The sequence below is a fragment of the Salipiger marinus genome (assembly GCF_035481585.1).
In the GTDB taxonomy this organism is placed as follows: domain Bacteria; phylum Pseudomonadota; class Alphaproteobacteria; order Rhodobacterales; family Rhodobacteraceae; genus Salipiger; species Salipiger marinus.
This window is the reverse complement of sequence record NZ_JAYKSL010000002.1, coordinates 134,864-149,931: the sequence shown is the minus strand read 5'-3', so window position 1 is coordinate 149,931 and position 15,068 is coordinate 134,864. Positions and strand designations below refer to the sequence as shown.

Here is a 15,068-nt window from a genome sequence, read left to right as displayed (position 1 = left end):
TGGATGTGGCACGAGTTTGTAGTTTTGCCAACGGAAAATCCGTGTCACCTTTGGGTTTGACGTGGCATCGGTTATGGATGCCCGCTCGCCTGACAGAAGGAAGACCGCATGAGCCAGACCTATGACCGTGGCATGGCCGTCCGCCGCGAGGTGCTGGGCGAGGCCCATGTCGCCCGCGCCGAGGCCGCCAAGACCGAATTCGACACGCCGTTCCAGAGCCTGATCACCGAAAGCGCATGGGGCACGGTCTGGGCCTCTGACCGGATCACGCGGCGGGAACGGTCGATGCTGACCATTGCGCTGCTGGCCGCCACCGGCAATTTTGATGAAATCCCGATGCATATCCGCGCCACCGCCCGCACCGGCGCGTCGATGGCCGATGTGGCCGAGGCGCTGCAGCATGTGGCGATCTATGCGGGCGTGCCGCGCGCCAATCACGCGCTGAAACTGGCGCGGCAGACCTATGCGGAGATGGAGGAGACCGCGCAATGACCTTGACCCCGTCGCGCGATGCCGGGCCGCTGATCCCGCGCAACCGCAGCATCCACCCGGTGCCCTATGATCCCGATTACAAGACCAGCGTCACCCGCGCGCCAAACCTGCCGCTGCTGTCGATGGAAAGCACGCCCTCGGAAGAGACCGGGCCGCGCTTCGGTCACGCCCGGCTTGGGCCGCTTGACAACAACCTGATCCTGAACTGGACCCGAGGCGCCGCCCCCGCGGTCGGAGAGCGCATTCTGGTGCATGGCCGCGTGCTGGACGAAAACGCCCGGCCCGTGCCGCAGACGCTGGTGGAAATCTGGCAGGCCAATGCGGGCGGGCGCTATCGCCATGTGAAGGACAGCTATTTCGCGCCGCTCGATCCCAATTTCGGCGGCTGCGGGCGCACGCTGACAGATGACGAAGGCCGCTATCAGTTCCTGACCATCCGGCCCGGCGCCTATCCCTGGCCCAATCGCGGCAATGACTGGCGGCCCATGCACATCCATGTGTCGGTCTTTGGCCACAGCTTCGGCCAGCGGCTGATCACCCAGCTTTATTTCGAGGGCGACCCGCTGATCGCGCATTGCCCCATCGCCGCGACGATCAAGGACCGCAGCGCGCTTGACCGGCTGGTGGCGCCTCTGGATTTCTCCATGTCGCGCCCGCTGGATTATCTGGCCTATAAATTCGACATCGTGCTGCGTGGCCGCCGCCAGACCATGTTCGAAAACAAGCTCGAGGGGATGTGAGCCATGGTGCAGAAACTGGACACCCTGCCTGAAACCGCCTCGCAGACGGCGGGGCCTTATGTGCATATCGGGCTGATGCCCAGCTATGCGGGCAATCCCGGCAGCTTTGACGAGGAAATCGGCACCTCGCCGCTTTGCGGGGAGGTGACGGGCCAGATCATCGAGATCACCGGTTCGGTGCATGACGGCACCGGCTGGGCGATGCGCGATGCGATGATCGAAAGCTGGCAATGCGACGCGGCGGGGATCTTTCCCGGCCAGCCGGGGGCGGATCCGGGGCTGACCGGCTTCTGCCGCTTTGCCGCCGATGCGCAGTCGGGGGAATTCACCCTGCGCACCGTCAAGCCCGGCCCGGTGCGCGGGCGCGGCGGTCTGGTCTCGGCGCCGCATGTCTCGCTCTGGATCGTGGCGCGCGGCATCAATATCGGGCTCAGCACCCGGATCTATTTCGAAGACGAGGACAATTCCGCCGATCCGCTGCTGGCGCGCATCGAACAGCGCCCCCGGGTGGAGACGCTGATCGCCCGCAAGCTGGACGAAGGGCGCTACCGCTTCGACATCCATCTGCAGGGGCCCAAGGAGACGGTGTTCCTTGACCTCTGATCCGCAGGGCAGCGGCGTTTTTGACCATCCGTGGCTGTCGGGGCTGTTCGGCGATGCCGACATGGCCGCGATCCTGTCACCGGACCGGCAGCTGGCGCATATGCTCGCCTTCGAGGCGGCATGGAGCCGCGCCTGCGGGCGGGCCGGGATCTTTGACCCGGCGCAGGCGGAGACCGCCGCCCGCGCCATTGAGGGCGCGCAGATCGACCGGGCCGATCTGGCGGCGGGCATGGCGCAGGATGGCGTGCCGGTGCCCCGGCTGGTGGCGCAGCTCAAACAGGTCGCGCCTGCGGGGGCGCTGCACAAGGGTGCCACTTCGCAGGATGTGGTGGACAGCGCGCTGGCCTGCACGCTGGCCGAGGCCTCGGATCTGATCGCCACGCGGCTGGAGGCGGTTCAGGCCGGGCTTGCGGCGCTGGAGGCGCGGTTTGGTGCTGCGCCGCTGATGGGGCGCACCCGGATGCAGGCCGCGACGCAGATCACCGTGGCCGACCGGCTGCAGGTCTGGCGGCTGCCGCTGGAGGGTCATGCCGCGCGTCTGGCGGCGCTGCGGCCCCGGGTCGAACGGGTGCAGGTCGGCGGTGCCTCGGGCGATCGCAGGGCGCTGGGGGACAGGGCCGATCAGGTGGTGGCAGATGTCGCGGCGGCACTTGGGCTGCATCCCGCGCCGCGCGCGTGGCATGCGATGCGCGAGGGCATCGCCGACTATGCGGGCCTGCTGTCGCTGGTCACCGGCAGCCTTGGCAAGATGGGGCAGGACGTGGCGCTGATGGCGCAGCAGGGGCTGGACGAGATCACCCTGACCGGCGGCGGCGGATCCTCGGCCATGCCGCATAAGCAGAACCCGGTGTCCGCCGAACTGCTGGTGACGCTGGCCCGGTTCAACGCGGTGCAGCTGTCGGCCCTGCATCTGGCCATGGTGCATGAACAGGAACGGTCCGGCAGCGCATGGACGCTGGAATGGATGGTGCTGCCGCAGATGCTGGCGGCCACGGCCCGCGCGCTGGCGGTGGCGCAGGACATGACGCAGCGGATCACCCGGATCGGCACGCCCTGACCGCGCCTTACCGGGCGGGCATGCCCTTTGGTCCCAGCCGCCGCTTCTGCGCCGCGATGCGGAAGGGTGCGTTGGGGGCGCCATAGCCGCCATAACCGCTGCGCTGCAGGATCTCGAAGAACAGCCCGCCCGCGAAGCTGCCGGAATAGAGCTGAAAGAACTCGCCCCGGCTGTCGCGGTCATACATGACCTGCGCGGCCTGCATCCGTTCCAGCAGGCCGGGGGGGAAATCGAAGCGCGCGGTCAGATCGTCGTAATAGTTGGCCGGGATCGGCAGCGGCTCGAACCCGCGCGCGGCCAGCCGTGCCGCCGTGTCGAAAATATCCGCGCTTTCCAGCGCCAGATGCTGGACCGAGGCGCCGAAGCTTTCCGCCAGAAACCGCCCCGCCAGCGTGCGATGGGTGTCCGCCCCGTTCAGGGTGATGCGCAGCGCGCCGTCCTGCGCCTCCACCACCTGTGACCGCACCAGCCCGTCGGGGTCGATCACGTCGACCATCGGGCTTTTGCGCACGTCAAAGATCGCGGTGTAGAACAGCGTCCAGCTCAGCATGTCCTCATAGCTCATGGTCTGGGCCAGATGGTCGATCCGGGTCAGCCCGGCGCCTGCCAGATCCGCGCCGGGGATGGGGTCGAACTCCACCTCCCACACCCGGTCGAGCCCCGATCCGCTGTCGATGAAATGCAGCACCGATCCGCCCAGCCCCCGGATCGCGGGAATGTCGAGCTCGCCGATGCCAAGCGGCTGGGAAAACGGCTCCGCCCCGGTGGCGGTGGCGCGGGTCAGCGCGTCGCGGGCGGAACTGACCGCCAGCCCCAGATCGCAGACCGTGGTGCCGCGCGCGTTCCACGCATGGGCGGCATGGCCCGAGGTTTCCTCGTTCACCACGATGCGGATTTCGCCCTGCTGCCAGAGCGTCAGCGCCTTGTTGCGGTGGGTGGCGGCGCGGGCGAAACCCAGCGTGTCCAGCAGCCCGGCCAGATGCTGCGCCTCGCGCCCCTGTGCGGCAAACTCCACAAAGGCCACGCCTTCGGGCCGGACGCGCGGCGGCAGCGCGGGCAGGGTCTGCGGCAGGTCGGGTTCGGTGCGGCGCACGTCATCCATCAGCGCCACCAGCGACCGGTAGCCATCGCGCGCCACCTGCGCGGTATTGGCGCCACGGAACTGGTCGTTGAAGATCTCCAGCGACAGCGGCCCCTGATAGCCCGCCGCCAGCACCGCGCGCAGGAAGCCGGTCACGTCCAGATCGCCCTCGCCGGGCATGTTGCGGAAATGGCGCGACCAGTACAGCAGGTCCATCTCGATCAGCGGGGCATCGGCCATCTGCACGAAGAAGATGCGGTCGCCGGGAATGCCGCGCAGGGTTTCGGGCGACAGCTTGCGGCCCAGCGTGTGGAAGCTGTCGACGATCAGCCCGACATTGGGATGGTCGGCGCGGCGCACGATTTCCCATGCGTCGCGGTGGTCGTTGACATGACGGCCCCAGCACAGCGCCTCGTATCCGACGCGCAGCCCGCGTCTGGCCGCCCGTTCCCCCAGTTCGCGGAAATCGGCGGCGGCGCGGTCGATGCCGCCCAAGGCCTGCGGATGCACCGAGGAGCAGACCAGCACCAGATCCGTGCCCAGTTCCTGCATCAGGTCGAACTTGCGCTCCGCTCGGTCAAAGGCCTTGGCCCGCAGCGGTTCGGGCAGGCCCTCGAAATCGCGGAAGGGCTGGAACAGCGCGATTTCCAGCCCGTGATCGCGCACCATGTTGCCCACATCGCGCGGACTGCCGTCATGGGCGATAAAATCCTGTTCGAAGATCTCGATCCCGTCAAAGCCCGCAGCGGCGATCGCCTGCAGCTTTTCGCGCAGATCCCCGGAGACGGATACGGTGGCGATCGAGGTTTTCATGACAGGCCCTCCAGAGGCGGAACGGGAAAATGCTGCGGCTCAGGCCAGAAGATCGGCGCGCAGCCGCGCCTCGTCCAGCGGCAGGCCGGTGAAAAGCGTCCATGCATGCACGCCCTGATAGAAAAACAGCTCCCAGCCCGACAGGATCTGCAGGCTGCGCGCGGCGGCATCGGTCAGGAACTGGGTGTCCACCGGGGTATAGACCGCGTCAAAGGCCCATGTGCCGCTGGCCATGGCTGCGGCGGGCAGCGGCGTGCCGGGCTTGCCGACCATGCCGACGGGGGTGCAGTTGATCAGCCCCTCGGCGCCCTGCGCCGCCGTTGCGGCATCCTCGCCCACGATCACCCGCAGCCCGGGGGCTGCGGCGCGCAGGTCATCGGCCAGCGCGCGGGCCTTGGCGGGATCCATGTCCACCAGCCGGATCTCTGGCGTGCCAAGCGCCACCAGCCCGAAGGCCACGGCGCGGCCCACCCCGCCGGTGCCGATCATCAGCACCGGCCCGGTAGGCGTGTCGCCGCGCAGGCGGCGATAGGCGGCGACAAAGCCGCTGTAATCGGTGTTGTGGCCAAGCGCCCGGCCCTGATCAAAAATCGCGGTGTTGCAGGCGCCGATGGCCCGCACCAGCGGATCCTCGATGACAAGGCGCGACACCACCTTTTCCTTGTAGGGATAGGTGATGTTGGTGCCGCGATAGCCCTTGGCCGCCAGCCCGTCAAAGATCGCGTCCCAGCTCTGGCCCAGATCCTGCGGCACCAGCCGGTCATACTGCACCACGCGGGCATTCTGCAGCCCCGCCAGTTCGTGCAGGCGCGGCGAGCGGGAGGCCGCGATATTGTCGCCGATCAGGCCAAGACGGATGTCGGGGGCGGTCATTTGGCGGAGCTTTCCTTCTTGCGGAACCGGGTCCAGAGCGGGGTCTGCGACACGAAGATCAGGATGACCGCCACCAGCAGGCACAGCGACAGCGGGCTGGTGACGATGCCGTAAAAGAACCGGCCCAGATCCTCGCGTTCGGAGATGATGGCGCGGCGCCAGTTGTCATCCAGCAGCCGCGACAGGATTACCCCAAGGATCACCGGCCCCAGCGGATAGCCGTAATGGCGCATGAAATAGCCGAAGACCCCGAAGCCCAGCATCCAGTAGACATCGGTGATGGCATTGTTGACCGCATAGGCGCCGACGATGGACAGCAGCAGGATCAGCGGGATCAGCACCGCGCGCGGCATTTCCACGATGCGGGTGAACAGCTTGATGCCGGTCAGGCCAAAAAGCAGCATGAAACAGTTTGCGGTCACCAGCGCGCCCACGATGAACCAGAACATGTCCGGCTGGTCGACCATCAGCAGCGGGCCGGGGTTCAGCCCGTGGATGAACAGCGCGCCGATCATGATGGCGGTGACCGCGTCGCCGGGAATGCCCAGCGTCATCATGGGAATGAAGGCCCCGCCCACGGCGGCGTTGTTGGCGGTCTCTGGCGCCACCAGCCCTTCGATGGCGCCCTGCCCGAAGGGGCGCGAAGGGGATTTGGTCACGCGCTTGGCATGGTCATAGGCCATCAGCGCCGCGATGTCGCCGCCGGTGCCGGGCAGCGCGCCGATCAGCACCCCCAGCGAGGAGGTCTGCAGCGACAGCGGCAGATGCTTGCGGATCGTGCCGAAGGAGGGAACGATGCGGCTGATCTTCTGCTTGATCGCGGGCGTGTCGATGTTGTGCAGCTGCATCAGCGCCTCGGACACGCCGAACATGCCGATCATCACCGCGATGAAGGAGATGCCGCCGCGCAGCAGCGGAATGTCGAAGGTGAAGCGTTCGGTGAAGGTCAGCGGATCCATCCCCACGGCGCCGATGCCGATGCCAAGCGCCCCCGCAAAGATGCCCTTGACCAGCGAGCCGGAGGACAGCGAGCCCACCAGCAGGATCCCCAGAACGGCGATCAGCATGTAATCGCGCGGCTGGAAGCGGATCGCAAAATCCGACACGGTGGGCGCCAGCAGCGCCAGCACGGCGATGCCCACGAAGCCGCCGAAGAACGACATGACGGTGGTGATGCCGATGGCCTCGCCCGCCTCGCCGCGCTGCGCCATGGGATAGCCGTCCATGGCGGTGGCGATGGCCGAGGGCGCGCCGGGGATGTTGAGCAGGATGGCGGTGCGCGACCCGCCATAGACCCCGCCCATATAGACGCCGATCATCAGCGAGATGGCGGGCAGCACGTCCCACGAGAAGGTGAAAGAGATCAGGATCGACACCGCCATGGTGACCGACAGGCCCGGGATCGCCCCGACATAGACCCCGGCAAAGGTGCCCGCCGCCACCAGCAGCAGAAGCTGCGGCTGGGTGAAGACGGTCAGAAAGGCCATGAGCGCATCCATCAGACACCTCCTCCGAACAGGTCGCGCAGCGCCTGCAGCATCTCGCCCTCGGGCACGATGCCTGCGGGCATCAGCACCGAAAACACGATGCGGAACACCAGATAGATCAGCACGAGGCTGCCCAGCGACACCGCCACGGTGAAACCCCAGCCGCGCCGCGACAGGATCTTGATGGCGGCGATCAGGAACAGTGCCGAGGTCGGCAGAAAGCCCAAGGGCCGCAGCAGCAGGCCGTAAGCGACCAGCAGCAGCACGATCACGATAGCCAGCGGCGGCAGGATGTCCCGCATCACCGTCTCGTCTGTCGTGCGCGGCAGCGGCAGGGTGCGGACCAGCACGATCAGCGCGCTGACCAGCATCACCGCAGCGGTGGCCATGGGCACGGCCCCCGGTCCGGACAGCGCCTCGAACCCGGAGATGCCAAAGGCGTTCCACAGCAGCACGCCGCTGAACAGCACCAGAAACACGGTGAACAGCAGCTCTCCGGGGCGACGTTTGCCGGGCATGCCGCCGGGGGTGGCATCCGAGGATCCGTCGCGCGCAGAGTCGTGGGGGTGAACGTGGTCCTGCATCTCTCCTCCGGGATGGCTGGATCTGTCATGAACGGCGCCGCCCTCTTGCCGGAAAAGGGCGGCGCCAGCAGGGGGCCTGCCGCTGCGGGCAGGCCGGTCGCGGCAGGCTTATTCGCCGGGACGGGCGATGCCGAATTCCTCGGGCGAGGTCTTGGCCATGCCCGCATCCTGCAGCAGCCATGCGGTGTTGCTCTGCCAGCTGGTCAGGAACTCCTGCGCCTCGTCCCCGGACGTGTTCATCAGGGTGAAGCCACGGGTGGCCATCAGATCCTTGAACGCCTGCTGTTCGGCGGATTGCGAGAACGCGTCCTGCAGCTTGGCCACCACATCCTCGGGCGTGCCGTTCTTGACGAAGATGCCAAAGAACGGGCCCCAGGGCAGATAGGTGCTGTAGCCCTCGTTGAACTCCAGCACCGGCGGCACGTCGGGCAGGAACTCGTTGGCCTCGACATCGACCACGGCCAGGGCTTTCATGTTGCCGGCCTTGATCGCCTCGATGGAGGCGCCCAGCACGGCGGGCATCACGTCGATGGCCCCGCCCTGCAGCGCGGTCAGCGCCGGGCCGTCGCCATCATAAGGCACGGAGATCACGTCCAGATCGCCCTCGACCGCCTCGACCATCGCGGTCACCACCGAGGGCAGCCCGCCCGGCCCGGTGGAGCCGAAACGCAGCTCGCCGGGGTTTTCGGCGATATAGGCCAGCATCCCCGGATAGTCGTCGAAGGGCGCGTCATTGTTGGCCACAAGGATCGGCGTGCCGCGCGCCAGAATGCTGATCGCGGTGAAGTCGGAGTAATCCTTGTCGCCAAGGCCCATCACCTTGTAAAGCAGCGGGTTTTCGGCCCCCATAAGCAGCTTGTAGCCATCGGCGTCTTCATCCGCCACGTGGTTCAGCGCGATGGCGCCGACGCCGCCGGTCATGTTCTGCAGCACGATGGTGCCGCCCAGAACCTCTTCGGCATGGGGGGTGACGGCGCGCATCACGGTGTCGGTGGAGCCGCCCGCGCCCCACTGGATGATCCCCTGAATTTCCTTCGCGGGGTAGTCCTGTGCGGTGGCGGTGCCTGCCAGCAGGCTCAGCGCCGATACGGCACCGATCAGAAATCGTGTCATGGTGTATCCTCCCTCGGATCTGCTCTGGACGCTCCCCTGCGTCCGGCTGTGGGTCAGCATCGTCATCTGCGGGAATAACGTCAAATACCGAATGATCGACATTATTAACTTGATGTTATTCATGAGTGGGAAAATTCCGCAGCCATGCAGGAAAATCCTTGCACGTTAACGGGTTAAAGGCTCGGTTGCGGCAAGCGTCAACTCCTTTCTGAACTGCGCAATGGCGTATTCGGCAAAGCTGGACAGCACCCGGCCCTGTTTTGTCACCACATAGCTGCGGATGCAGCTTGGCTCTTTCAGCGGGCGGCGCACGATTCCGGGCATATAGACCTCGGCCACCGAGAAGCGGTCGATCAGCGCCACCCCCAGCCCGTGCCGCACGAGGCTGACCACGGTCTGCGCGAACCGCCCGCGCATGCTGTGGGTCACCTCCAGCCCGTTCTCGACAAAGGGCCGCATCAGCAGCTCGCCATAGGGATCCGCGGGATCAATGCCCACCAGCGGCTCCTCCAGCAGGTCAAAGACCGAGATCTGCGGTTCCTCGGCCAGCCGGTGACCTTCGGGCAGCACGCAGACCAGCGAGGTTTCGGCGATCAGTTCGCTGTCGATGCCGGGGTTGTCCACCTTCGAGCTCATGATGACGAACTCGCCGCGTTCCAGCAGCAGGTAATCCACCGTCTCCTCGATCTTGAGGATGTTGAGGTCGATATACAGGTCCGGGAACTGCGCGCGGATGTTGCGGATGGCGCGGGCGGCAATGAACTGCGCCACCGACGGCGCCGAGGCGAAGGCCAGCTGCACGTTCTGGCCCTTTTTCAGGCTGTCGAGCGCAAGCTGCAGGTTCTCCACCCCGCGATAGACCGTGCGGATCTGGTCAAACACCGCCTGCGCCTCCACCGAAGGCACAAAAAGCCCGCCCCGCCGTTCGAACAATCGCAGGTTCAGCGTTTCTTCGGTGTGTTTCAGCAGGCGGCTGATGCCGGGCGCCGAGACGCCCAGATATTCCGCTGCCCCGATGATGGTGCCGCGCAGCATGACGGCGCGGATGACCTCGATCTGGCGCAGGGTGATGTCGCGCATGGCCGCCTTCGGTTAACTTCAGGTTAATCGCAGCGCAATCTTGATACTTGACGTTAATATGTCAAGCCGGGACAGTCCGGGCGAGGAGACGCCCATGACCAAATTGCCTGCGCCCTGCGCCGAAGACACCGTGGATCTGATCGTGCTGGGATCCGGCGCCGCCGGGCTTGCCGCCGCCGTGACCGCCGCGATCCATGGCCTGCGCGTGGTGGTGCTGGAACAGGCCGAGGTGGCGGGCGGCACCTCGGCCTGGTCGGGCGGGTGGATCTTTGCGCCCCGTAACCCGGTGGCCCGGCGCGCGGGCATCGACGAGCCGCCCGAGGCGCCGCGCGCCTATCTGCAGGCGGTGGCGGGCAACCGGTTCCGGGCGGACAGGGTCGATGCCTTTCTTGCCGCCGCCCCCGAGATGGTGGCGTTTTTCGAACAGAACACCGCGCTGCAGTTTCAGGGCGGGCTGACCATCCCCGACACCTATGGCCATCTGCCCGGCGCGGGCATGGGGGGCCGGTCGGTCATCGCGGCGCCCTTTGACGCGCGGGCGCTGGGGCCCGCGCTTGCGCTGCTGCGCCTGCCGCTGGCAGAGACCACGTTTCGCGGCATGACGATTCAGGCGGGGCCGGATCTGCGCGCCTTCCTGACCATGACGCGGTCGCTGCGGTCGCTGGGCCATGTGGCGGGCCGGGTGCTGCGCCATGGCCGCGATTTGGCCCTGCATGGCCGGGGCATGGATCTGCGCAATGGCGCGGCGCTGATCGGTCGGCTGCTGCTGTCGGCGCGGCGGGTGGGGGTGGATCTGCGCCTGTCGCAGCAGGTCAGCGCGCTCAGCATCGACCGGGGCCGGGTCTGCGGCGTGATGCTGGCCGATGGCCGCCGCCTGACCGCGCGGCGCGGCGTGGTGCTGGCCTGCGGCGGCTTTGGCCATGACGCCGCGCGCGCCGCCGACCTGCTGCCGCGCGCGGCGGAGCATCTGTCGCTGTCGGTGCCCACGGCCAAGGGCGGCGGCCTGCGGCTGGCCGAGGCGGTGGGGGCGGCGCTGGATCATGACCTTGCAAGCGCTGCAGCGCTTTGCCCGGTGTCGCGCGTGCCATGGCCCGACGGGTCCGAGGGGCGCTTTCCCCATATCATCGACCGGGGCAAGCCCGGGGTGATCGGCGTTCTGGCCAATGGCGCGCGCTTCTGCAACGAAGGGCTTGGCTATCATGATTACGTCACCGCGCTGCTGGCGGCGGTGCCCGAAGGCGAGGCGGCGCAGTCCTGGCTGGTCTGCGATCACCGCTTCCTGCGCCGCTATGGTCTGGGCATCGTACGGCCCGCGCCGGTGCCTTATGGCGGCTGGATCCGTGCAGGCTATCTGCGGCGGGGGCAAAGCCCGCGCGATCTGGCCCTTGCCTGCGGCATCGACCCCGCCGGGCTGCAGGCGACGCTGGAGCGCTGGAATGCCCATGCGGCCCAAGGCGCCGATCCGGAGTTTGGCCGGGGCAGCAGCGCCTATATGCGGCTGCAGGGCGATCCCGACCAGCGGCCCAACCCCAATGTCGCGCCGATCACCCGCGCGCCCTTTTACGCGGTGAAGGTGGAGCCGGGCAGTTTCGCCACCTTCGCCGGGCTCAGGACCGACGCGCAGGCGCGGGTGCTGGACGGGCAGGGGCAGGCGATTGCGGGGCTTTATGCGGCGGGCAGCGATGCGGCGAGCATCTTTGGCGGCACCTATCCGGCGGGCGGCATCAACCTTGGCCCGGCGCTGACCTTCGGTTTCATCGCCGCGCGTCACGCGGCCTCGCAGGATCCGGCATGACCCGTCCGCTGTCCGTCGCCCATCTGACTGCCCTCGATCTGCCGCCCCCCGCCTTCATCGAGGCGGCGGCGCGGGCGGGGTTTGACGGGGTGGGGCTGCGGCTTTTGGCGGTGACCGATGATTCGCCCGGCTATCCGCTGCGCGGCGCCGCGCTGCGCGCGACGCAGGCCGCCATGGCCGCCACCGGGCTTGCCGTGCGGGACATCGAATTCCTGAAGATCACGCCGGATCTGCGCCCCGCCGATCAGGGCTGGCTGTTCGACATGGGCGCGGACCTCGGGGCGCGGCATCTGATCACGGCGCCTTACGATCCCGACCCCGCGCGACTGGCGGACCGGCTGGCGGCGCTGGCCGAGATGGGGCAGGCGCGGGGGCTTGGCGTGGTGCTGGAGTTCTTTCCATGGACCGACGTGCCCGATCTGCCCTCCGCACTGCAGGTGCTGCGCGCCGCAGGGCCGGGGGTGCAGCTGCTGGTGGACAGCCTGCATCTGGACCGCTCCGGCTCGCGGCTGGACGATCTGGCGCGGGTGCCGCCCGGTCTGCTGCCCTTCGCGCATCTTTGCGATGCGCCGGTGGCACCGCCCTACAGCACCGCAGAGCTGCTGACGACCGCGCGCGAGGACCGGCTGCCGCCCGGCGCGGGCGGCATCGACCTGCGCGGCTTTCTGGCGGCGCTGCCCCCCGATCTGCCGCTGGCGCTGGAGGTGCCGATGTCCCGGCTGCAGCGGGCGGAGGGCTCCGCGGCGGTGCTGGCGCATGTGGCAGCGCGCAGCCGCGCGTGGCTGGCGGCGGGGTAGCGCCGCGCTCAGCCCTCTTCGATGCGGCGGGCCAGCGCACGGCGCTGAGCCAGCGTCGGGGCCGAGGCCAGCGCGTCGCTTTCCGCCTTGCGCGTCGGGCCGGAGGGGCGGTCGGCGCGTTTGCGCGGGCCGTCGGCGCCGGGCTCGGCCTCGCGCGGCAGGATCAGCCGCGCCACCTCCTCGCGGCGCAGACCCAGCGTGCTGGTCAGATCGAACAGGGCGGCGGCCACGGCCTCCTCGGCCTCGGGGCGCAGCAGCAATTCAAGCCGGGTCAGCGGGCGCGCCTTCTTGCCCTGCGCCGCCAGCAGCACCAGATCGAGCACGCCCGGCAGGGCGCGCAGCGCCTCGGCGGCGGCGCCGATCTCCTCTCCGGTCATGTCGTCCAGATCGCAGGCCAGCCGCAGCACCCGGTCGCGCTGCCAGCCCTTGGCCGCGCCGGTATCAAAGGCGGTGACGCGCAGCACGTTGGGCCGGTCCGGCAGATCGCGCGTGCCCGCCCCCATGCCGCTGGCGCGCAGCCGTCCGGCATGGCGCGGGGCGGGCGCGCCGCCGGTGACATGGGCAAGGATGGCAGCGCCGGTGGGGGTGACCCGTTCGCCGGGCACGCCGTCATCGATCCAGTCATAGCCCGCAAGGATGCGCGCCGTGGCGGGGGCGGGCACCGGCAGGATGCCATGGGCGGTGCGCACCGTGCCCCCGCCCAAGGGCAGCGGCGCCAGCGACCAGCTTGCCCCGGCCAGCGCCGCGACGAGGCTGCCCGCCGCCGTGACATCCATCAGCGAATCCCAGTCGGCGATCTCGTGGAAATGCACCCGGTCGATCGGCAGGTCATGCGCCAGTGCCTCGGCTTCGGCGATGCGGTGCAGGATGGCGCAGGCGTGCTCTGCGGTGCCCTCCGCCAGCGGCGCCGCCTCGATCCGGGCGCGCAGGCCGCGATAGGTGGTGTCGTGGTCATGATGGTGATGGTGGGGACCGTGGTCATGATGGGCGTGCGGCGCGTCCACCAGCCGGAAGCGGCGCACCGCCATTCCGCCGCTTTTCCCGGTCTGCAGCTCGGCGCGGCCCGCCTCGGCGGGCAGCAAGGCTGCCACATCCGCCATGACCCGCGCCGCAAGATCGGGAAAGGCATCCAGCAGGGCCGCCACGAACATGTCGCCCGCAGCGCCACCCACCGGATCCAGATGCAGGTGCAGCCCCGCGCCCAAACCTTGGCCCATGCTCAATGCGCCTCCGGCCACGGGTTCACCAGCCGCTCGCCCTCGAACCGCATCTCTTCCAGATCGCCGAGAACCTCGAACCCCGGACGTTCGCGCAGTTCGGGCAGCATCGACTCGGAGGCATAAAGATATTCCAGCTGCAGCGTGTTGGGGATGCGCAGCAGGCGGGCGCGGCGGATGTCCTTGGCGCCGCAGGTCTTGACCGCCGCCTGAATGGCGCTGCGGTCATCGGGCATGACCATGGGCATCTTGGCCTGAATCAGCACGGTAGAGGTCAGCGCATTGGCATAGACCGCCTCGCGGTCGAAGGCCGCTTCCAGCCGCGCGGTCACCACATCGGCGCGGGCCGCGCCATTGGCATTGCCGTTCGACCGGGGCGACAGTTCCAGCGCCGCCAGCCGCGCGATCTGCACCGTGGCATGCGGCGCCATCTTGGCCGAGGAAAAGCGGTGGATGATGTTGGGATCCATGCCGGTGCCGGAAAACTCCTTGCCGATCTGATCCACCACCAGCACGTCAAGCTGCCCCGCCGCCACCGGCGCGTCGACCGGACCCAGCGGCAGGCGCGGCATGTTGGCCATCGCCTCGCGCAGATAGGGCTGTTCCGCCTCCAGAAGCCCTTCGCTGTCCAGCACCACGACACGCGCCAGCTGGTCATAGGCGTTTTCCACCGTGCCCAGCCCGAACAGCACCTTGCAGCGGTCCAGCTTCATGCGGGCCATCAGGTCGACATAGACCGGCACCTCGTCGATGCCGCGCGAATGGCACTGTTCGGCGCCCGACTGCTTGCCGAGCCCGATGGACAGCATCTTGGCGAGCCCGCTTTCATTGGGCGCACGGAACGAGGTATGCGGCTTGATCCGGTTGAACAGGATGATGCCGTCCGCCTCCTGCGCGTGGCGGTCCATGCGCACCCACATGCCATTGTCGAGCGTGCCGATTTCCACCGTGTCCATGGACGACCGGATGGGGCAGCCGATCACCGCTTCGGTGACGCCCAACTTGGCCAGCAAGGCCGTCTGCCCCTCGGCGGTGGCGCCGCCATGGCTGCCCATGGCGGGCACCACGAAGGGATGCGCGCCGCGCGCCGCCACCTCGGCCACAAGCGCCGTCAGCAGTTCGGGGAAAACCGCGATGCCCCGGCTGCCGGCGGTGATCGCGATGGACATGCCGGGCCGGATCTTGGCGCAGCAGGCGGCATCGGCCATGGCCTCGTGCACGGCGGCGGCGGGATCCTCGATCCGCGTGGCGGCAAAGCTCTGGCGGCAGAGGGCGATGCGCGGCAGGGGGGTGTTTTCCACCAGCTTCACGTAATTGGGTTTCTGTGCGTCCATCG

14 protein-coding genes are annotated in these 15,068 nt (G+C 68.3%); 6 read left to right on the top strand and 8 right to left on the bottom strand.

Features of this window, described 5'->3' with window-relative positions:
• Positions 1-108 precede the first annotated feature (108 nt).
• The 4 genes from pcaC to VK682_RS03830 are packed head-to-tail and all read left to right on the top strand — an operon-like array spanning position 109 to position 2,892.
• Positions 109-492 carry a 4-carboxymuconolactone decarboxylase gene (gene pcaC / locus VK682_RS03845; RefSeq protein ID WP_230796145.1) on the top strand — a complete coding sequence of 128 codons (384 nt, stop codon included), beginning with the start codon at positions 109-111 and terminating at the stop codon, positions 490-492.
• The gene (gene pcaH, locus VK682_RS03840; protein WP_324781474.1) at positions 489-1,232 is read left to right on the top strand and encodes a protocatechuate 3,4-dioxygenase subunit beta; all 744 of its coding nucleotides are present in this window, start codon (positions 489-491) and stop codon (positions 1,230-1,232) included. Before pcaC ends, pcaH begins: the two co-directional genes overlap by 4 nt.
• Before the next feature lie 3 nt (positions 1,233-1,235).
• Positions 1,236-1,835, top strand: a complete 600-nt coding sequence (gene pcaG / locus VK682_RS03835) for a protocatechuate 3,4-dioxygenase subunit alpha (RefSeq protein WP_324781473.1) — start codon at positions 1,236-1,238, stop codon at positions 1,833-1,835.
• Complete coding sequence (locus VK682_RS03830) at positions 1,825-2,892, top strand: 3-carboxy-cis,cis-muconate cycloisomerase (protein WP_324781472.1); 1,068 nt, start codon at positions 1,825-1,827, stop codon at positions 2,890-2,892. Before pcaG ends, VK682_RS03830 begins: the two co-directional genes overlap by 11 nt.
• Before the next feature lie 7 nt (positions 2,893-2,899).
• Here the strand turns inward: VK682_RS03830 and VK682_RS03825 are convergent, their stop codons facing one another.
• From VK682_RS03825 to VK682_RS03800, 6 genes are all read right to left on the bottom strand, one after another.
• Positions 2,900-4,786: a bifunctional sugar phosphate isomerase/epimerase/4-hydroxyphenylpyruvate dioxygenase family protein gene (locus VK682_RS03825; protein ID WP_324781471.1), complete on the bottom strand. Its 1,887-nt coding sequence runs from the start codon at positions 4,784-4,786 to the stop codon at positions 2,900-2,902.
• Between the two features lie 39 nt (positions 4,787-4,825).
• Positions 4,826-5,659, bottom strand: a complete 834-nt coding sequence (locus VK682_RS03820; RefSeq protein WP_230796150.1) for a shikimate dehydrogenase family protein — start codon at positions 5,657-5,659, stop codon at positions 4,826-4,828.
• On the bottom strand, positions 5,656-7,158 hold the full coding sequence (locus VK682_RS03815; protein WP_089845022.1) for a tripartite tricarboxylate transporter permease: 1,503 nt from the start codon (positions 7,156-7,158) through the stop codon (positions 5,656-5,658). The genes VK682_RS03820 and VK682_RS03815 overlap by 4 nt, the downstream gene beginning before the upstream one ends.
• A complete protein-coding gene (locus VK682_RS03810; protein ID WP_089845020.1) occupies positions 7,158-7,730 on the bottom strand; it encodes a tripartite tricarboxylate transporter TctB family protein in 573 nt (190 codons plus the stop codon). Before VK682_RS03810 ends, VK682_RS03815 begins: the two co-directional genes overlap by 1 nt.
• A 108-nt stretch (positions 7,731-7,838) precedes the next feature.
• Positions 7,839-8,843, bottom strand: a complete 1,005-nt coding sequence (locus tag VK682_RS03805; protein ID WP_089845018.1) for a Bug family tripartite tricarboxylate transporter substrate binding protein — start codon at positions 8,841-8,843, stop codon at positions 7,839-7,841.
• Positions 8,844-9,008: 165 nt separating this feature from the next.
• Complete coding sequence (locus VK682_RS03800; protein ID WP_230796152.1) at positions 9,009-9,923, bottom strand: LysR family transcriptional regulator; 915 nt, start codon at positions 9,921-9,923, stop codon at positions 9,009-9,011.
• Positions 9,924-10,017: 94 nt separating this feature from the next.
• Here VK682_RS03800 and VK682_RS03795 point away from each other — a divergent pair, with 94 nt between their 5' ends.
• Together VK682_RS03795 and VK682_RS03790 are read left to right on the top strand one after the other, a co-directional pair.
• Positions 10,018-11,718, top strand: a complete 1,701-nt coding sequence (locus VK682_RS03795) for an FAD-dependent oxidoreductase (RefSeq protein ID WP_324781470.1) — start codon at positions 10,018-10,020, stop codon at positions 11,716-11,718.
• Positions 11,715-12,515 carry a sugar phosphate isomerase/epimerase family protein gene (locus tag VK682_RS03790; protein WP_230796154.1) on the top strand — a complete coding sequence of 267 codons (801 nt, stop codon included), beginning with the start codon at positions 11,715-11,717 and terminating at the stop codon, positions 12,513-12,515. The genes VK682_RS03795 and VK682_RS03790 overlap by 4 nt, the downstream gene beginning before the upstream one ends.
• A gap of 8 nt (positions 12,516-12,523) precedes the next feature.
• Here VK682_RS03790 and larC read toward each other — a convergent pair whose 3' ends face one another.
• Both larC and VK682_RS03780 read right to left on the bottom strand, forming a co-directional pair.
• Positions 12,524-13,732 (bottom strand): nickel pincer cofactor biosynthesis protein LarC, encoded by a 1,209-nt coding sequence (gene larC / locus VK682_RS03785; RefSeq protein WP_230796155.1) that lies wholly within the window; start codon positions 13,730-13,732, stop codon positions 12,524-12,526.
• Positions 13,733-13,734: 2 nt separating this feature from the next.
• Entirely contained in the window at positions 13,735-15,066 is a 1,332-nt protein-coding gene (locus VK682_RS03780; RefSeq protein WP_324781469.1) for a nickel pincer cofactor-dependent isomerase, group 22, read from the bottom strand.
• Positions 15,067-15,068: the final 2 nt, after the last annotated feature.